Source organism: Magnetospirillum fulvum MGU-K5 (assembly GCF_000442515.1).
GTDB lineage: Bacteria > Pseudomonadota > Alphaproteobacteria > Rhodospirillales > Magnetospirillaceae > Phaeospirillum > Phaeospirillum fulvum_B.
In genome coordinates, this window is sequence record NZ_AQPH01000015.1 from 16146 (window position 1) to 34922 (window position 18777).

The window sequence follows — 18777 nt, forward strand, 5'->3', positions numbered from 1 at the left end:
TTTACGAGAAGGTAAGTGGCGGAAGCGGTGAGATTCGAACTCACGGACGGTTGCCCGTCGCCGGTTTTCAAGACCGGTGCCTTAAACCACTCGGCCACACTTCCCCCGGATGCCGGGGTGGATTTGGCTATCCACCCCAGGACACGAAGCCGTTTCGACAGATACCCTGAGAGCGGGCGCGGCGCAAGCCCCGAGACGGCGAACCGTCTCGAAGTTTTCAGGCGGCGGATTCGGCGTCCAGCGCGTAACCGGCGGCGCGGACGGTGCGGATGATGTCGCTTTCGGTGTCGCAATTCAGCGCCTTGCGCAGGCGGCGGATATGGACATCGACAGTGCGCGGCTCGACATAGATGTCAGGCCCCCACACCGCATCAAGCAATTCCTCGCGCGAGAACACCGTGCCCGGGTGCTGAAGGAAGAATTGCAACAGCCGGAACTCGGTCGGGCCGAGATGGATCGGACGAGCGGCGCGGGTGACGCGGTGGGCGGCCAGATCCATGCTGATGTCGCCCCAGTTCAATTGTCCCTTCTGCGGCACCGGCTGGGCGCGGCGGAGCAGGGCGCGGGCGCGGGCCATCAGTTCGGGCAGCGAAAACGGCTTGGTCAGGTAATCGTCGGCCCCGGTGTTGAGGCCGCGGATTTTGTCGCTTTCCTCGCCACGCGCCGTCAGCATGATGATCGGCAGGTCGCGGGTGGCGGGTTTGCGCCGCAACTGACGGCAGACCTCGATGCCCGACAGCGAGGGCAGCATCCAGTCGAGCAGGACCAGATCGGGGCGGCGTTCGGCGACCAGGGTCAAAGCCTCTTCGCCATCGCCTGCCTCGCAGACGCGGAAGCCTTCTTTTTCAAGGTTATAGCGCAGCATGGTGGCCAGCGACGCTTCGTCCTCGACCAGGAGGATCAGCGGCCGGGCCTGGCCTGCGGGGGTGGCGTCACGCTGGCTCATTCCGGTCCTCCGACGGTGTTGCCCTTGGGCCGCGAGCCAGCGGGCGAGGTGCCGAGAATCTGATAATGCAGAGCCTCGGCAATGTTGGTGGCATGGTCGCCAATCCGCTCGATGTTCTTGGCGATGAACAGCAGATGAGTGGCGGCTGTAATCGTTCCCGAATCCTCGGTCATCAGGGTGATCAAATCCTGCATCACCCCATTATACATCGCATCGACTTCTTCGTCGCGGCTCCAGACGCCCAACGCCTTGGCGACGTCCTTTTCCAGATAGGCGTCCAGCACATCCTTCAGCAGGCCGCGCACCAGATCGCCCAGCCGCACCACTCCGGCCACCGGGACAGAGACCCCGACATGGTGCAGCACCAGCGACCGCTTGGCCAGATTGGCGGCGTAATCGCCGACCCGTTCGATCTCGCCCGAGATGTTGAGGGCGCCGACGATCTGACGCAGATCGACCGCCATCGGCTGGCGCAACGCCAGCAGGCGGACGGCAAAGCTCTGCACTTCCTTGTCCAGTTCGTCGATGCGGGCATCGCCTTCGATCACCCGCTGGGCCAGGGCCTCGTCGCGGCGGGCCAAGGCGTGCAGGCTTGAAGCGAACTGAGCCTCGGCCATCCCGCCCATCCGGGCGATGATGCCAGTCAGATGGCCCAGCTCCCCGTCGTATGACTTTACCGTGTGGACCTGTTCTTCCATGCGAATCCCCTCAGCCGAAACGGCCGGTGATATAGCCCTGAGTCAGCGGCTGCTGCGGGTTGGTGAAGATCTGTTCGGTATCGCCGACCTCGATCAGCTTGCCCAGATGGAAGAAGGCGGTGCGCTGCGACACGCGGGCGGCCTGCTGCATCGAGTGGGTGACGATCACGATGGTGTAATTGTCGCGCAGATCGTCGATCAGTTCCTCGACCTTGGCGGTGGCGATCGGGTCGAGCGCGGAACAGGGCTCGTCCATCAAGATCACCTCGGGCCCGACCGCGATGGCGCGGGCGATGCACAGCCGCTGTTGCTGCCCACCCGACAGGCCGGTGCCGGATTCGGTCAGCCGGTCCTTGACCTCGGCCAGCAGACCGGCCCGTTCCAGGCTGGTCATCACGATCTCGTCCAACTCGTCCTGATTGCGGGCCAGACCATGGATGCGCGGGCCATAGGCGATGTTGTCATAGATTGATTTGGGGAACGGGTTGGGCTTCTGGAACACCATGCCGACCCGCGCCCGCAACTGGACGACGTCGAGCGAGCGGTCATAGATGTCCGAGCCATCCAGGGTCAGGCTGCCGCTGACCCGGGCACCGTCAACCATGTCGTTCATCCGGTTGATGCAGCGCAGGAAGGTCGATTTGCCGCATCCCGACGGGCCGATCAACGCGGTGACCTCGCCCGCGCGGATCTCGAGATCGACCGACTGAAGCGCGTGCTTTTCGCCGTAATGGACGCTGAGGGAGCGGGCGGCGACCTTGGCGGTCCCCAGGGGAAGATGAACGGTAACCGGACTGTTCATGATGGGTCTACCATCTCCGTTCGAATTTCTTGCGCAGCAGGATTGCCGAGAGGTTCATCAGCGCCAGGAACAGCAGCAGCACCATGATGGCGGCCGAGGTCCGTTCGACAAAGGCGCGTTCGGGGCTGTCGGCCCACAGATAGACCTGAACCGGCAACACGGCCGACGGGTCAAGCGGGGTGGCCGGGATATCGACGATGAAGGCGACCATCCCGATCATCAACAACGGTGCGGTCTCGCCCAGGGCATGGGCCATGCCGAGGATCGTTCCGGTCAGGATGCCAGGCATCGACAGCGGCAGAACGTGGTCGGTGACGACCTGAAGCTTCGAGGCTCCCAGCCCGGCGGCGGCTTCGCGGATCGAGGGCGGGACCGCCTTCATCGCGGCGCGGGCGGCGATGATGATGGTGGGCAGGCAGATCAGTGCCAGCACCAGACCGCCGACCAGCGGGGCCGAGCGCGGCATCCCGAAAATGTTGAGGAACACCGCAAGGCCAAGCAGACCGAACACCACCGAGGGCACCGCCGCCAGATTGTTGATGTTGACCTCGATCAGATCGGTCCAGCGGTTCTTCGGCGCGAATTCCTCAAGATAGACCGAGGTGGCGACGCCGAGCGGGAAACTGACCAGCAAGGTGATAATCAACGAATAGATCGAGCCGACTACCGCGCCCCACAGACCGGCCAGTTCGGGTTCGCGTGAGTCTCCCGAGGTCCACAGCAGGGTGTTGAAGCGGGTCTTGACCGCGCCACGGGATTCCAACTCGTCGAGCCAACGGATTTCGTTGTCGGACAGCCGGTTGCCGGCGATTCCGGGCTGGCGCGGGATATGTCCCTTCACCGCCATGTCGATATCGTCGTCAGCCAGCAGCCATACCGAGCGGGTCTGGCCCAGCAGCGCGGGATCGGCAATCAGCATCTTGCGCAGCTCGATATCTGCGCCGCTTGAGACCATCGCGCCCAACTGACGCTGTTCGCCGCGGGTCTTCGCCTCGGGGAAGGTGCGGTACAGCGCCTGCTTGATGATCGCCTGATAATTCGCGGCGGCCAGTGCGTCGGCGCTGGTGTCGCCCTCGATCCCCAATTGAGCGGGATCAAAGGTGACGTCAACGCGGATGCTGGTCTGGACAAAGGCGGTGATGCCGTTGCCGACGATGGTGAACAGCAGCACGCCGAGGAAACCGAGAGCCAGCAGAACGGCACCCAATCCGACGGCGCGGAACCGGCGCTCGGCATTGTGGCGGCGCTTCAGCCGCGCGGCGACGATCTCGGCGGTGGGACGGACGGCACCAAGCCTGGCCATTTGCGTGGTCTCAGTCATATTTTTCCCGGTACTTGTTGACGATGTGCAGGGCGACTGCATTCAACGCCAGGGTGATGGTGAACAGCGCCAGTCCCAGGGCAAAGGCGGCCAGGGTCTTCGGGCTGTCGAATTCCTGATCGCCGACCAGGAGGGTGACGATCTGGGTGGTCACGGTGGTGACGGCTTCAAGCGGGTTGGCGGTCAGGTTGGCGGCCAGACCGGCGGCCATCACCACGATCATCGTCTCGCCGATCGCGCGCGAGGCGGCCAGCAGCACGCCGCCGACGATGCCGGGCAACGCCGCCGGGATCACCACCTGCTTGATCGTTTCCGACTTGGTCGCGCCGAGGCCGTAAGCCCCTTCGCGCAGCGATTGCGGCACGGCGGAAATCACGTCGTCGGACAGCGACGAAACGAAGGGGATGATCATGATCCCCATCACCAGACCGGCAGCCAGCGCGCTTTCCGAGGCGACGGTCAGGCCGAGCGAGGTGCCGAGGTCGCGAATGAAGGGGGCAACCGTCAACGCGGCGAAGAAGCCGTAAACGACAGTGGGGATACCCGCCAGGATTTCCAGCATCGGCTTGACCACCGAGCGGAAGCGGGGCAGGGCGTATTCGGACATGTAGATCGCCGAGAGCAGGCCGAGCGGAACCGCGACAAGCAAGGCGATTCCGGCGATCAGCATCGTTCCGGCGAACAGCGGCACCGCGCCGAACGCGCCCGAACTGCCGACCTGATCGGCGCGGATCGCCATCTGCGGGCTCCAGGCGGTGCCGAACAGGAACTCGGTGACCGGGACGAAATGGAAGAAGCGCAGCGACTCGAACAGCAGCGACAGCACGATCCCGATCGTGGTGAAGATCGCGACGGTCGAGGCCATCACCAAGAAAATGGTGACGATCTGTTCGACCCGGTTGCGGGCGCGCAGATCGCGGTTGATCCGGGCGCGGGCCCAGGCCAGACCGGCGACGGCGAGGACCAGCGCAACGACGGCGGTGGCTCCGAACAGGGTCTGGCGCAGCGACAAATAATGCCGGGCCGCTTCGGCCACCGCATCGGACCCGGCTGTCTGGCCGTTAAGGGCGACGTTGCGGACTTCGTTATAGACCAGCGAGAGACGCTCGTCGGACATCTCGGTCAGTTCGGGGGGCAGGGCCGAGATCACCAGGGCATGCAGCAGCGACGGCTCGAACGCCAGCCAGCCGACGACGACCAGCAAAGCGGGGATGCCACACCACAGCGCGACAAGGTACCCGTGATGATTGGGCAGCGAATGCAGCAGTCGGGGATTTCCCTCGACGACGGCAAGAGCCCGGCGGCGTCCCGTGCTGAAGCCGATGCCGGTCAGGGCGAGAAGCACAATGGTCAAAATGAGAAGCTGCATGGGGATCGTCTGACTGGTGAACGGGGTGCGGCATTTTGCCGGGCGGGACTGTAGCAGACCGGCAAAAGAAAGATAGCAGCCGCCCTGGGGGACCCAGGACGGCTGCCGGACGATCTTACTTCTTCAGGGTTTCGAGCGCGGTGGCCTTGGCGGCCCATTCCTTGCGCTCGCCGTCGGCCAGCGGGATCAGGCCCTTGTCGGCGAGATAGCCGGTCTTGCCCCAGGACTTTTCCGAGCTGTATTCGGCCAGGAATTCTTTGATGCCGGGGATCTGACCGACATGGGCCTTCTTGACGTAGATGAACAGCGGACGCGACACCGGATACTTGGCCGAGGCGATGTCGTCGAAGCTGGGGGCGACGCCGTCAACCTTCGAACCCTGAATCTTGTCTTCGTTCTGCTCGAGGAAGCTGTAGCCGAAGATGCCGAAGGCGTTCGGGTTGGCGTCGAGCTTCTGGACGATCAGATTGTCGTTCTCGCCGGCTTCGATATAGGCGCCGTCTTCGCGGATCGAGGAGAAGGCCTTCTTGAACGCCTTTTCGTCGGTCTTCTTCAGTTCCTTCAATTCGGGGAAGGATTCGGCGGCGTGTTCGAACACCAGTTCGATGAAGGCATCGCGGGTGCCGGAGGTCGGCGGCGGGCCGAGAACTTCGATCTTCTGCGCGGGCAGCTTGGGATCGATCTGGTTCCAGGTCACATAGGGATTTTCGACCAGCTTGCCGTTGACCGGAACTTCCTTGGCCAGGGCCAGGAACAGCTGCTGACGGGTGACGTCGATATGGTGGGCACGCTTGGCGGCCGCCAGCACGATGCCGTCATAGCCGATCTTGACTTCGACGATATCGGACACGCCGTTCTTGGCGCAGGTCTCGATTTCCGAGGCCTTGATCGCGCGGGACGCGTCGCTGATATCGGGATGGTCGGGGCCGACACCGGCGCAGAACAGCTTGAAGCCGCCGCCGGTTCCGGTGCTCTCGACCACCGGGGTCTTGAACTTGCCGGTTTTGCCGAACTGTTCGGCCACCGCAGTGGTGAAGGGATACACGGTCGACGAGCCGACGACGCGAATCTGATCGCGGGCGTGGGCGGTGCCGGCGACGGCGATCGAGGCAACCGCAATGGCGGCCACGGCCATGGTCTTCCTCAACATGAGACCTCCGATGGAGCGAAAAAGACGGTGCCGGGGACACTTCCTCGGCGTCGCCACCATATCGATGGGGGGTTACGTCTCTTTGACAGAAATGTGAAGGTTCCGTGACGCCTGCCGCTCCGGGCGGGTGAATCCGCCAAAGCTTCTCGAACCAGACCGGCTGGGGTATGGTACCTCTCCCCTGGTCCGGGCGAATCGGTCGCCGACGGATGTCGGGAATACAGTTTAAGGCCAAGACATGAATATCGAGCCCGGTCAGCAGATGGCCTCTTCCCTCGCCGATGACGAGGCCAGCCGCGCCGACCGCCCCCCGGCCGGATGGCGGCTGTGGTGGCTGGCGATCCGCCCCCGTACCCTGACGATGGCGGTTGCCCCGGTTCTGGCCGGAACGGCGCTGGGCTGGGCCGAGTCCGGCCATTTCGATCCGCGTCCGTTTCTCGCCGCGCTGGGCGGTGCGTTGCTGATCCAGGCCGGCACCAATCTGCATAACGACGTCGCCGACGCGCTGAAAGGCGGCGACCAGCCGATGCGCCAGGGGCCGCCCCGCGTCACCGCGCTGGGCTGGGCCACGCCCGAGCGGGTGCGGGCCGGGGCTCTGGTCTGTTTTGGTCTGGCCTGTCTGTTCGGCCTTTATCTGATCGCGTTGGGCGGGCTGCCGATCCTGGCGCTGGGGCTGGCCTCGCTGGCGGGCGGCTGGTGCTATTCCGGCGGGCCGCGCCCGATTGCCTATAGTCCGTATGGCGAATTGTTCGTGATCGCCTTCTTCGGCCTGGGCGCGGTGGGGGGCAGCTATTATCTCCAGACCCACACGCTCGACCTGTCCGCGCTGATCGTCGGACTGGCGGTCGGGTCAGTGGCGGCGGCGGTGCTGATGGCCAACAATTACCGCGACATCGAGGCCGATCGTTTGATCGGACGGCGGACCCTGGCGATCCGTGCCGGGGTGCGGACCAGTCAGGCGCTGTATGCCGTGATGGTGCTGGCGCCGTTTATTCTTCTGGTCGGTCCGACCGGCCCGGCGGGGGGATGGCTGGTGTTGGGGGCGTTGCCGATGGCGGTCGGGCTGATCCGCCGTTTCGCCACCGAGGAGCGGGGACCGGCCTTTAACATCATTCTCGGCACCACCGCCCGGCTGCAATTGCTGATTTCGGGATTGCTGACGTTCGGGCTGATTTTCTAGAAAGAGGCACGCCCGTTGAAATCTCCGGTTCTGGATTACCCGTTCAGCCAGCCGCCCGAACCGGGGCGGCTGACTGAGGTTGCGCCCGGTATTTCCTGGCTGCGGATGCCGCTCCCCTTTGCGCTCGATCACATCAATCTGTGGGTGCTCGACGACGGGGCCGACGCAATGGTTCTGGTCGATTGCGGGGTGTCCGACGACCTGACTCGCTCGCTGTGGCGCGATCTGCTTGACGGGCCGCTGGCCGGACGGCGGGCGACCCGGCTGATTGCCACCCATTTCCACCCCGATCATATCGGTCTGGCGGGCTGGCTGGCCGAACGGCTGAAGGTCGGGCTGACCGCGACACGGACCGAATGGCTGTTCGGGCGGATGCTGTGGTTGGAGACCGATCCCGATTACGCGGTCAATCAGGGCGATTTCTACCGCCGCCTCGGTCTTGATCCGGCGCTGTGCGACGATATCGAACGGCACGGCAATACCTTCCGCACCCGGATTGATGCGGTGCCGCCCCGGTTTACGGCGGTGGGCGAGGGCGATGTCCTGACCATCGGCGGGCAGGACTGGCAGGCGATCGTCGGCGGCGGCCATTCGCCCGAGCATCTGTGCCTGTATTGCGCCAAGGCCGGAGTGCTGATTTCGGGCGATCAAGTGTTGCCCCGGATCAGCCCGATCGTCGGAGTCTGGCCGCAACAGCCCGACGAGGACCCGCTGGCGGCGTTTCTCGACTCGTTGACCCGGCTGCGCGCCCTGCCCGAGGAGACTCTGGTATTGCCGTCACACGGGCTGCCATTCCGGGGGCTGCACGCCCGCATCGACGTATTGGCGGCCCACCATGCCGAGCGGCTGGAGCGGACCCGCGATAGCGTTGCCGTTCCGGCGACGGTGGCCGAAGTGATGAAAGTTCTGTTCACCCGGCCGATGGATGCCAACCAGACCGTGTTCGCCGCCGGAGAGACGATGGCCCATCTGGCTCATCTCGCGCACCAGGGCGAGATCGTCCGCGAAACCGGCCCGAACGGGGTGTGGACTTACCGCGTCTGATCGATCGCGTCGGCGGCCAGGGCCAGGACGATTTCGGCCAATTGGACCGGGTCGCTCGGCGGGGCGGCCAGCACCACCCGGCCGCCGCTGCTCGGTTCCGGGCCGAACAGGCCGGGCAGGTCGGTCCGGAGGTGGCCACCCTGTGACAGCAGCAGCGGCACCGCGACGGCGGGGCGGTCGCCCACCCGCTGAGGCCAGTCGACGGCGAACGGTTCCTGTTCGAGAAACAACGCAATGACCTCGGCAAAGCGGTCGTGCGCCTCGATCCGTTCAGCGATCGCCTGGGCGGTTCCCGCAGCACCTTCGGGCCGCGTCGCGCCGTGGCCGATCAGCAGCAGAACCGAGGCGGCGGGGTCGAGCCCGGCGGCGCTGGCGGTTTGCTCCGCCAGCCGTTCCACCAAAGTGGCAAAGCCGGGATGGGCTCCGACCGGGGGCGTCAGCAGGATACGGCCGGTCGGACCCAGGGTCTGCGGCCCGTCCAATCCGGCCTGCTCCGCCAGCCGGGTTTCGGCGAACGCACCGCCGCCGGTCAGCACCGGCACGATGACCGTCAAAGGCGCGGGGGCGGGTGGCCCCAGGCGCGGGTCTTGTTTGAGGAATCGGGCCTCGACCGAGGCGAACAGATCGCGGCGGCGGATTGTCTCGGCCAACGCCAGCAAGGGGGCTCCGGCCTCGGGGTGACGGGCCGAGCCATGACCGACCAGTACCAGAGCGGGCCGGTCGGCCTTCATGGCGTGGCGGGGCTGATCTTGGCGTCGAACCAGTCCAGTTCGTCGGACAGCGAGACCACCTTGCCGATGACGATCAGCGTCGGCGGATGCAGTTCGGCGGCGTGGGCGCGGTCGTACAGCGTCTCCAGCGTCGCGATCACCCGGCGCTGACGCGGCGTGGTGCCGTTCTCGATCGCGGCGGCGGGGGTGTCGGGCGAAAGGCCGGCGGCGATCAACTCGGCCGACGTCTCTTTCAGCGATTGCAGCCCCATATAGATCACCAGCGTGGTGTCGGGATCGCCCAACTTGTCCCAATGAAGGTCGAGCGGCTTGCCGTCCCGCAGATGGCCGGTGACAAAGCGGGTTCCGGTGGCCAGTCCGCGATGGGTCAGCGGAATCCCGGCATAGGTCGAGACCCCGGCGGCGGCGCTGATCCCCGGTACCACTTCGAAGGTGATGCCGTTGCGGGCGAGGAACAAAGCCTCTTCACTGCCGCGACCGAACACGAAGGGGTCGCCGCCCTTCAACCGCACCACGTCGCGGCCCGAGCGGGCCAGCCGCAGCAACAGATCGTTGGTCTCGCTTTGGGTCAGATAATGGCGGCCGCATTCCTTCCCCGCGAAGACCTGTTCGGCCTCGGGCGGGATCAGGGCCAGAATCTCGGCGCTGACCAGCCGGTCATAGACCACCAGCCGGGCGGAGCCGATCAGCCGCGCCGCCTTGACGGTCAGAAGATCGGGATCGCCGGGACCGGCTCCCACCAGGGTAACCTTGCCGGGCTGTGTGACCGGATCGTTCGCCGTTGTCATGAAACCTCACGCTTTGGCCCCGGACGGGGCGCGAGCGGCACTCCTAGCACAGGCCGGGGCGGGAGAGCCACCGAAACGCCACGGAAGGGATTGCGGCGGGGCCTGGGTTCGAGTGAGGATGCCCGGCTTGGAGCAACCGGGGGGATTGGCGCGAAGATGGATGCGGCGAAGATGGCGGAAATCGAACGGCTGGCCGCTCAGTCCGAGGCGTTGTACCGCGCCGGACGCCTAAACGAGGCCGAGGCGGCTTGCCGCCGTCTGGCCGGTTTGCTGCCCGACCATCCGATGATTCATTACAATCTCGCCCGGGTGCAGAAGGATCGCGGCAAGCTGGCTCCCGCCGCCGCCTCGTTGCGCCGCGCCGTCGCCCTGGCTCCCGAGATGGCCGAGGCCTGGCTCAATCTGGGGATGCTGTTGACCGAATCCGGCCGTCACGACGAGGCCGAGGCGGCGTTCACCTCCGGTCTGGCTGTCCGGCCCACTCTGTGGACGCTGTGGGCGGGGCTGGCCCGAATCCAGCTTGCCCGGGGACAGCGCGCCGCCGCCGCACTAACATTGCTCCGCGCCCTCGAGATCGCCCCCAATACCCCGGCGCTGCTGGTCAATCTCGGCAATCTGCGGCTGGAAGAGGGTCAGGTCGGCGAGGCGGCGGCGCTGTTCGAACAGGCGGTGGCGCTGGCCCCCACGATGCACGAAGCGCTGTTGGGAGCCGCCAACGCGATCCGCCGCGTCGGTGACCCGCTGGTCGCGCTTGAGTATTACCGCCGCGCCGTCGCCGCCCGTCCCGGCGATCTTGCCCTGGCCGGACGGCTGGCCGAAGCGCGTCTCAGCCTGTGCGATTGGGAGGGCGTCGAGCGTCTGCGCCCCGATCTGGTCGCCCCGGCGCTGGCCCAGCCCGGATCGGTGATCGGGCCGATGCAGGCCTTGGCCCTGCCGCTGAGCCTCAGTCCGGCCGAGGGGCTGACGATCGCTCGCCGCCGTGCCGAACAGGTCGTCGCCGAGGCCAAGGCGCAGGGGGCATCGCCCCGGATCAATCGGCCGGGCAAGCGCGACCGCCTCACCATCGGCTATCTGTCCGCCGACTTCCACGACCACCCGACCAGCCATCTGATGCGCGGCCTGTTTTCCGCTCATGACCGGGCGGCGGTGCGGGTGGCGGCGCTGTCGCTTGGACCCGATGATAACAGCGCCTATCGCCGCGCCGTGCGCGAGGGCTCGGATCTGTTCCTCGATCTCGCCGCCCTGGACAATGGGGCCGCCGCCGCCGCGATTGCCGAGGCGGGAATCGACATCCTGGTTGATATCAACGTCCACACCCGAGGCAACCGGCTGGCGCTCACCGCGCTGAGGCCCGCGCCGCTGGCGGTCAATTGGCTGGGCCTGCCGGGGACCAGCGGCGCGTCCTTTATCGATTGGGCCATCGTCGATCGAATCGTTGCCCCGCCCGGGGCCGAGGCCGGGTTCTCGGAAAGCCTGCTGGTGTTGCCCCACTGCTATCAGCCCAACGACCGCACCCAGCCGATCGCCCCCGACGCGCCCGACCGCGCCGAATGCGGTCTGCCCGAGGGCGCTTTCGTGTTCTGCTGCTTCAATCAGGCCTACAAGATCGAGCCGGTGATGTTTAGCCGCTGGATGCGGATTCTTGACCGGGTGCCGGGATCGGTGCTGTGGCTGCTGGGCGAGTCGCGTGCGGTCGAAGACAATCTCCGCCGCGAGGCCCAGGCGCGCGGGATCGACCCGGCCCGGCTGGTGTTTGCCTCCCGCCTGCCCAAGCCCCGCCATCTGGCCCGGCATCGTCACGCCGATCTGGGACTCGATACCTTGTTCTATAATGCCCACACCACCGCCAGCGACGCACTGTGGGCCGGGCTGCCGCTGCTGACCGCGCCGGGGCCGACTTTTGCCGCCCGGGTCGGGGCCAGCCTGTTGACCGCGCTGGGCCTCACCGATCTGATTTGCCCCGATCTCGATGCCTATGAGGAAAAAGCGGTGGCGCTGGCAAGCGATCCGGCGGCGCTGGCCGCTGTGCGGGAGCGGCTGGCGGCGGCGCGTCTGACCCAGCCGCTGTTCGATACCGAGCGTTTTGCCCGCGATCTCGAACGCGGCTTTGCCCTGATCTGGGAGGCGGCGCGCGCCGGGCACCGCCCGCGCCGGTTGGAGGTTCCGGCGCAATAAGGCGGACGGTCAGTCGGCGACGATTGCCTCGTCCGGGTCTTCGGCCCAATCGGCATCGGGGCGGGGGACGCTGGTGATCCAGCGTTCCAGTTCCAGCACGTGTTCCTCCTCCTCCGCCGCCATTTCGGCGGCGAGGCGGCGGATTTCAGCGGTTTCGCCGTCCTTGGCCCGGGCGGCATAGAAATCGCGGCCACGCCGTTCGTTGTCGAGGGCGAAGGTCAGGGCGTGATAGGGCGTCATCCGGTAATGAGTGCCATCGACCGCGCCGACTTCCGGCGGTTCGAAGGTATTCCAGCGATATTGCCAGGATTTCAATTCGGGCAATTCGTGTGGGACGGTGCGTTCGGCAACCGAGGCGGCGTGGCGGCGCGAGAATGCCGACATCTGCCGGAACAGGTCCGCGACCTCGGGATTGTTGTGAACGTCCATGGTATCGGCCAGTTCGTCGTAACGATCCGCCGCTTCGTTTTCCATGGCCAGGGCATGGGCGAGAAAAGTGGCAACCTTGGACGGCATGTCGGACATCCTCCGTGCGGAAAGGTCGCGGTCGCGATCCCTTGACCGGCGATCCGGTCGGTTCACCCCACACTATGCGCCAAGCGGCGAGGGGAGGCCAACACCCCAGGGTGGGGGGTGACTTTCGTCTGCTCATCGTGACAGGCGCAAGAATGAGGTCTAAGGTTGATGCAATCGCTTCTTCCCCTTCCTTTTCTTCCCCCGCGAGGAGTTCCATGAAGATTGCGTTTTCCAAGCCGTCTGTGCCCGCCCAGGGCGCCGTGGTCGTCGCTATTGCCGAAGGCGGTCTGCTGTCCGCCACCGCTCAGTCGCTTGATGCCGAGACCAAGGGCAGCCTGGGACGGGCCATCGCCGCCAGCCGCTTCGAGGGCAAGAAGGGCCAGACCCTGACCCTGCTGGCGCCTGCGGGCCTCGCCGCCTCGCGCGTGCTGCTGGTCGGGATCGGCAAGCCCAAGGATTTCGACGCCCAGGCCGCCCAGGCGTTCGGCGGCAATGCCGCCGCCGCCCTGCTGAGCTCGGGCGAGACCGACGCCGCGATCGCGATCGACACCTTCCCGGTCCAGCCGCTGTCCCCGGCCGAAGTCGCCGCCCAGACCGCCTTTGGTGCCCGGCTGCGCTCCTATCGCTTCGACAAGTACCGCACCAAGGAAAAGAAGGACGAGAAGCCGTCCCTGAAGCGGCTGACCGTGCAGGTCGAGGCGCTGGCCGATGCTAAATCCTCCTTTGCCCGTCTCGACAAGCTGGCCGAGGCGATCGATTTCACCCGCGATCTGGTCAGCGAACCGGCCAATATCATCCATCCGGAAAGCCTCGCCGCCCAGGCCGAGACCCTGACCGCGCTGGGTGTCGAGGTCGAGATCCTCGGCGAGAAGCAGATGCGCAAGCTCGGCATGGGCGCGCTGCTGGGCGTCGGCCAGGGTTCGGAACACGAATCCAAGCTGGTGGTGATGCGCTGGCAGGGGGCCGAGGATACCAAGGCCGCCCCGGTTGCTTTCGTCGGCAAGGGCGTCACCTTTGATTCCGGCGGGATCTCGATCAAGCCGGCCGGCGGTATGGAAGAGATGAAGTGGGACATGGCCGGTTCGGCCACCGTGATCGGCACGATCCGCGCCCTGGCCGCCCGCAAGGCCAAGGTCAACGCCGTCGGCGTGGTCGGGCTGGTCGAGAACATGCCGTCGGGCACCGCGCAGCGTCCCGGTGACGTCGTCACCTCGATGTCGGGCCAGACGATCGAGGTCATCAATACCGACGCCGAGGGCCGGTTGGTTCTCGCCGATGCGCTGTGGTACACCCAGGATCGCTTCAAGCCGAAATTCATGGTCGATCTCGCCACCTTGACCGGGGCGATCATCATTTCGCTGGGTCATGAATATGCCGGTCTGTTCTCGGGCGATGACCGTCTGGCCGACCGTCTCACCGCCGCGGGTAAGGCGGTGGGCGAGCCTTTGTGGCGGTTGCCGCTGGGCGAGGCCTATGACAAGCAGATCAAGTCCGACATCGCCGATATGAAGAATGTCGGCGGGCGCGAGGGCGGATCGATCACCGCCGCCCAGTTCCTGAAGCGCTTCACCAACGACGTGCCGTGGGCTCATCTCGATATTGCCGGAACGGCGTGGTCGAAGAAGGACACCGCGACCTGCCCGAAGGGAGCGACCGCGTTCGGCGTGCGCCTGCTCGATCGTCTGGTTGCCGATCATTACGAGGAAAAGGGGAGCAAGTAGGCCGCCGTGCGTATTTCCTTCGCCCGGCCGTCAGAGGCTCCTCTGGCCGGAACCGTCGCCGTCGGCCTGGGTCGGCGGCGGCAAGCGGGGGCGGCGTTTGCCGCCCTCGACCTCGATGGTCGGCTGCTCGGGGCATTGAAACAGGTCGGCTTTACCGGCGATGTCGGCGAGGCCGAACTGTTTCTGGCGCCTCCGCATCCGCTCGATTGCCTGATCGTGCTGGGACTGGGCGGGGCCAAATCGCCCAAACCCGGTCGGCTGCGCCGGATCGGTGGCGCTCTGCTTGATGCGTTCGACGAATCCGGCGCGGTCAACGCCTTAGCCGCGCTCGATCTGCCGCCCGAACTGGCGGCCGAGTTGGCCTATGGGCTGCGGCTGAAATCCTATCGTCCGATGCGCAAGTACCGGACCCGGCTCGATCCCGATGACGAGGACGACCGCCCCCCGCTGCTGGAGGCGGTGACGATCACCACCGACGATCCGGCCCGCGCCGAAGCCCTGTTCGCCCAGCGCGACGCAGTGGCCCAGGGCGTGTTCCTTGCCCGCGATCTGACCGACGAACCGGGCAATGTGCTGGGGCCGGACGAATTCGTCACCCAGGCCCGCGCCCTGGAAGTCCTGGGGGTCGAGGTAACGGTGCTGGACGAGGCCGAAATCGCCGCCGCCGGGCTGGGGCTGCTGGCGGCGGTGGGGCAGGGCAGCGCACGGCCGCCCCGGCTGGTGCTGTTGCGCTGGCGGGGGGACGCACGGCCGCCACTGGTGCTGGTCGGCAAGGGGATCACCTTTGATTCCGGCGGCATCACCATCAAGGCCGATGACGACGAAATGGAGCTAATGAAGGCCGACATGGCCGGAGCGGCGGCGGTGATCGGGGCGATTCGCGCCGTCGCCGGACGCAAGGCCCGGTCGCATGTCGTCGGCGTGCTGGCGCTCGCGGAAAACATGCCGTCGGGCCGGGCGCAACGTCCGGGCGACGTGTGGACTTCTGCGGCCGGTCTGACCGTCGAGGTGATCGACACCGACGCCGAGGGGCGGCTGGTGCTGGCCGATGCGCTGGCCTATGCCGCGCGGATCTTGAAGCCGCGGGCGATGGTCGATATCGCCACCCTGACCGGCACGGTCGAAGAGGTGCTGGGCGATTTCTATGCCGGTCTTTACGCCAATGACGACACATTGGCGGCGCGGTTGCTGAAACTGGGCAAGGCCGAGGCCGAGCCGTTATGGCGGCTGCCGATCACCGAATCCTGCGACGAGGACATCAAGTCCGACATTGCCGATCTGCGCAATTGTTCCTGGGGCGAGGTGCCCGACAATGATGATGCCGCCCGCTTTTTGTGGCATTTCGTTCCGCCCGAATTGCCCTGGGCCCATATCGACATGGCCGGAAAGGAATTCGCCGACGAGGACGACCCGCTTTGTCCGGAATCGACGACCGGCTTCGGGGTGCGGCTGTTCGATGCCCTGGCCGGGGGATAGGATTGCGCCGTGGCACGTCTCGCCCCCGATACCGGGGGCGAGTAACCAATGATGGTTCTGATATGATGAAGATACGCCCCTCTGCCGGGCATGACCTGCCGCACGTCATGGAAATATGGCGCCGTGCCGTCGATGCGACTCATCACTTTCTGTCCCCTGAGGATCGGGTCGCAATCGAGGCCGAACTGTCCACCTTCCTGCCCCAGGTGTCGCTGACGCTCGCTGTCGATCAGTCGGACCGGCCGCTTGGTTTCATGTTTCTCCATGACGGGCATATGGAGGCGCTGTTCATCCACCCGGATCATCACGGCCAGGGGATTGGAACGGCGCTGGTGGCCGAGGCGTTGGCCCGCCATCCCGAGCTGACCACCGATGTCAACGAACAGAACAGCCAGGCGATCGGGTTCTATCAGCGACTTGGCTTTGAACGGATCGGACGGTCGGACAAAGATGGGCAGGGGCGGCCCTATCCGCTTCTCCATCTGCGGTTCCGACCGGCCGCGTAGATGACGCCCGCGGGATGGCCGAGCGCTGCTAGCCGTGCCGAGGCCGCCATGCTAAAGGTTCGGACATGACCCGGATCGGCTTTTATCATCTCACCCGCTGGCCGCTGGAAGACGCGTTGCCGCGCCTGCTGGAAAAGGTTCTGGCGGCGGGGCTGCGGGTGGTGGTGCTGGCGGGCTCGCCCGAGCGGGTCCAGTCGCTGTCCGACCGGCTGTGGACCTACCAGCCGGATTCGTGGCTGCCGCATGGCAGCGCTCGCGACGGCGAGGCTGCGTTGCAGCCGGTCTGGCTGACCAATGAGGAGGAAAACCCCAACGGAGCGACGGTTTTGGTCGCCTGCGATGGGGCCGTTCCCACCGCGATCGACGGGTTCGACCGTTGCCTCGATCTGTTCGACGGCACCGATCCGCAGGCAGTGGCGGCGGCGCGGCTCCGCTGGAAACAATGGAAAGAGGCCGGTCACGTCCTGACCTATTACCAGCAGAGCGAAAGCGGCGGCTGGGTCGAAAAAGCCAGCACCGAAACCGCGTCGTAACCGTTTGAGGGAGGCGTCGGCTCTAGCCTCGTGGCACCACGACGCCGAAACACGAGCCCCGGTTGGCCAGGGTGCGGACCTCGAGCGAGTGGTTAAGCAATCCCGCCATCCGCCGCACCACGCCCAAACCCAGACCCAGCCCGCGCGAATCCGCCGCCATCCCCGGCCGGTCGATCCGGGTGAAATCGTCGAAAATCTTGGCAACCTTGCTGGCGGGAATGCCGATCCCGGTGTCCCAGACCTGGATCGCGACATGGTCGCCGCGATGACGGCAGCCGATCAGCACCCCGCCGGTTTCAGTATAGCGGACGGCGTTGACCAACAGGTTGCGCAACAACCGTTCCAGCAGAACCGGATCGCTGACGATTCGGGCGTCGGTGGGCACCGCGCCGATCGACAACCCCCGTGCGGTTGCTTCGGGTTCGATCTGATCGACCAGGGCGGCCAGCAGCGGCATCAGCCGGAACGTGCTGAGATTGGGCGTGATCTTGCCCGCTTCCAGCGCCGAGACGTCGAGCAGCGATCCCAGCAGCGAATTGGTGGCCTCGATACTGCGGCGCAGCTTATCGACGACGGCGACGGTACTGGGCTCGGTGATCCGGCTGGACAAAACTTCGGCGAACATCCCCGCCGCCTGAAGCGGCTGGCGCAGATCGTGGCTGGCGGCGGCAAGAAAGCGGGTCTTGCTCTCGTTGGCAAGGCGGGCTTCCTCGGCGCGGTGTTCGGCCTCTTCGGTCCGCTCCCGCACCCGCTGCTCCAATCCGGCCAGGATCGCCTGTTCGCGTCCGATGCCGCGAAATGCCATTAGGGCCAGCCCGGCCACGGCGGTTCCGGCCAGCAGCATGGCAAGGCACAAAGCCCCCACCGTTGACCACCAGGGCGCCAACACCTCGTCGAGTGACATCCCGGCGACGACGACAATGTTGAAATCCTTTAGCTTTCGATAGGCGTTGATCCGTTCGATTCCGTCGAGGGGGGACGGGCCCAGGACCGTTCCGGTCGGCTTTTCCTTCAGCGCGGAGAGGAACAGTCCGTTCTGGAAGGACTTGCCGACGTACAATTCCGGATTGGGTTGACGCAGGATCAGCCCGTCTGGACCGGCGGCGGCGATCACACCCCCCTGTCCCAGGACCAGGGAATTGTAGAAATTGGTGAAATAGGTCGCGTGGATGCCACAGGCGACGACGCCGATGAAATTACCCTGATCGTCCGAGACCCGACGGCTGACGGTGAAGATCAGATTGTTGCTGTAGCGGGCAAAGACCATCGGGGCGATGACCATCTCGGTCCCCTCGACATGGGCTTTGAACCACGGCCGGTCGGACAGATTGACTGTTGTTCCGATCGGCGACGGGATCAGCGAGGCAATGGTATCGCCCTTGGAATCGATGACAACGATACTGCCGCGTTCGGGCAGGCTGGCCTGAAGATCGGCCAGTTGGTCCCGTTCCTGGGCATCGGTCAGTCTGCCATGGTGATGGGCGCGGGCAATTTCAGCCATCCGCCGCAGCAACATATCGGTGGTGCCGAGCGTGCGGGTCAGTGTTTCGTCGAGAAGTCGAGCAACCCCAACTGTGTTCTCTTCGGCGTTTTCAATTGTCGATTGCCGGAGATGAATCAGAAAACCGGCCGAGCCGAGCAGCATCAAAGCGACGACGAGGATGACCAAGAGGCGAAGAATGCCTTTCAATTCATCCGGAGGACGACTCTTTTTTTCGACCTTAGATTGTGGGGAACTTAGGGTAATTTCGCCCACGGATGGCACCTTCGGCTGCGTCTATCCTCAAGATGCTATACCTCTGGCAGGGGGAGGGGAAGCCC

17 protein-coding genes and 1 tRNA gene are annotated in these 18777 nt (G+C 65.7%); 7 read left to right on the plus strand and 11 right to left on the minus strand.

What is annotated here, in order from left to right; genetic code table 11:
- Window positions 1-16: 16 nt before the first annotated feature.
- From K678_RS05875 to K678_RS05905, 7 genes are all read right to left on the minus strand, one after another.
- Window positions 17-104 (minus strand) — tRNA-Ser (locus tag K678_RS05875).
- 113 nt (window positions 105-217) lie between these two features.
- Entirely contained in the window at window positions 218-946 is a 729-nt protein-coding gene (gene phoB, locus K678_RS05880) for a phosphate regulon transcriptional regulator PhoB (protein WP_021131540.1), read from the minus strand.
- Window positions 943-1644: a phosphate signaling complex protein PhoU gene (phoU, locus tag K678_RS05885; RefSeq protein WP_021131541.1), complete on the minus strand. Its 702-nt coding sequence runs from the start codon at window positions 1642-1644 to the stop codon at window positions 943-945. Before phoU ends, phoB begins: the two co-directional genes overlap by 4 nt.
- 10 nt (window positions 1645-1654) lie before the next feature.
- The gene (pstB, locus tag K678_RS05890) at window positions 1655-2446 is read right to left on the minus strand and encodes a phosphate ABC transporter ATP-binding protein PstB (RefSeq protein ID WP_021131542.1); all 792 of its coding nucleotides are present in this window, start codon (window positions 2444-2446) and stop codon (window positions 1655-1657) included.
- 7 nt (window positions 2447-2453) lie between these two features.
- Window positions 2454-3767 (minus strand): phosphate ABC transporter permease PstA, encoded by a 1314-nt coding sequence (gene pstA / locus K678_RS05895; RefSeq protein ID WP_231376215.1) that lies wholly within the window; start codon window positions 3765-3767, stop codon window positions 2454-2456.
- The gene (gene pstC / locus K678_RS05900; protein ID WP_021131544.1) at window positions 3760-5136 is read right to left on the minus strand and encodes a phosphate ABC transporter permease subunit PstC; all 1377 of its coding nucleotides are present in this window, start codon (window positions 5134-5136) and stop codon (window positions 3760-3762) included. Before pstC ends, pstA begins: the two co-directional genes overlap by 8 nt.
- A 115-nt stretch (window positions 5137-5251) precedes the next feature.
- The gene (locus tag K678_RS05905) at window positions 5252-6286 is read right to left on the minus strand and encodes a PstS family phosphate ABC transporter substrate-binding protein (protein WP_039852188.1); all 1035 of its coding nucleotides are present in this window, start codon (window positions 6284-6286) and stop codon (window positions 5252-5254) included.
- A 238-nt stretch (window positions 6287-6524) separates the two neighbouring features.
- Between K678_RS05905 and menA the strand changes: the two genes are divergently transcribed.
- A complete protein-coding gene (gene menA, locus K678_RS05910) occupies window positions 6525-7466 on the plus strand; it encodes a 1,4-dihydroxy-2-naphthoate octaprenyltransferase (RefSeq protein ID WP_021131546.1) in 942 nt (313 codons plus the stop codon).
- Window positions 7467-7481: 15 nt separating this feature from the next.
- Complete coding sequence (locus K678_RS05915) at window positions 7482-8510, plus strand: MBL fold metallo-hydrolase (RefSeq protein WP_021131547.1); 1029 nt, start codon at window positions 7482-7484, stop codon at window positions 8508-8510.
- On the opposite strand, the gene K678_RS05920 is transcribed toward K678_RS05915, so the two are convergent.
- Complete coding sequence (locus tag K678_RS05920) at window positions 8498-9241, minus strand: CbiX/SirB N-terminal domain-containing protein (protein ID WP_021131548.1); 744 nt, start codon at window positions 9239-9241, stop codon at window positions 8498-8500. The genes K678_RS05915 and K678_RS05920 overlap by 13 nt on opposite strands.
- On the minus strand, window positions 9238-10029 hold the full coding sequence (gene cobA, locus K678_RS05925; protein ID WP_021131549.1) for a uroporphyrinogen-III C-methyltransferase: 792 nt from the start codon (window positions 10027-10029) through the stop codon (window positions 9238-9240). Before cobA ends, K678_RS05920 begins: the two co-directional genes overlap by 4 nt.
- A 156-nt stretch (window positions 10030-10185) precedes the next feature.
- Here cobA and K678_RS05930 point away from each other — a divergent pair, with 156 nt between their 5' ends.
- Entirely contained in the window at window positions 10186-12204 is a 2019-nt protein-coding gene (locus K678_RS05930; protein ID WP_021131550.1) for an O-linked N-acetylglucosamine transferase, SPINDLY family protein, read from the plus strand.
- A gap of 9 nt (window positions 12205-12213) precedes the next feature.
- Here K678_RS05930 and K678_RS05935 read toward each other — a convergent pair whose 3' ends face one another.
- Window positions 12214-12720, minus strand: coding sequence for a ferritin-like domain-containing protein (locus K678_RS05935; protein WP_021131551.1), 507 nt, complete (start codon window positions 12718-12720; stop codon window positions 12214-12216).
- Between the two features lie 215 nt (window positions 12721-12935).
- On the opposite strand from K678_RS05935, the gene K678_RS05940 reads away from it, so the two are divergent.
- The 4 genes from K678_RS05940 to K678_RS05955 all read left to right on the plus strand — a co-directional run bounded on the left by K678_RS05940 (window position 12936) and on the right by K678_RS05955 (window position 16956).
- Window positions 12936-14441: a leucyl aminopeptidase gene (locus K678_RS05940; RefSeq protein WP_021131552.1), complete on the plus strand. Its 1506-nt coding sequence runs from the start codon at window positions 12936-12938 to the stop codon at window positions 14439-14441.
- Window positions 14442-14447: 6 nt separating this feature from the next.
- A complete protein-coding gene (locus tag K678_RS05945; RefSeq protein ID WP_021131553.1) occupies window positions 14448-15917 on the plus strand; it encodes a leucyl aminopeptidase in 1470 nt (489 codons plus the stop codon).
- A 62-nt stretch (window positions 15918-15979) separates the two neighbouring features.
- Entirely contained in the window at window positions 15980-16423 is a 444-nt protein-coding gene (locus tag K678_RS05950; RefSeq protein WP_021131554.1) for an acetyltransferase, read from the plus strand.
- Window positions 16424-16488: 65 nt separating this feature from the next.
- The gene (locus K678_RS05955; protein ID WP_021131555.1) at window positions 16489-16956 is read left to right on the plus strand and encodes a DNA polymerase III subunit chi; all 468 of its coding nucleotides are present in this window, start codon (window positions 16489-16491) and stop codon (window positions 16954-16956) included.
- Between the two features lie 22 nt (window positions 16957-16978).
- On the opposite strand, the gene K678_RS05960 is transcribed toward K678_RS05955, so the two are convergent.
- Window positions 16979-18625, minus strand: coding sequence for a sensor histidine kinase (locus K678_RS05960; RefSeq protein ID WP_231376216.1), 1647 nt, complete (start codon window positions 18623-18625; stop codon window positions 16979-16981).
- Window positions 18626-18777: the final 152 nt, after the last annotated feature.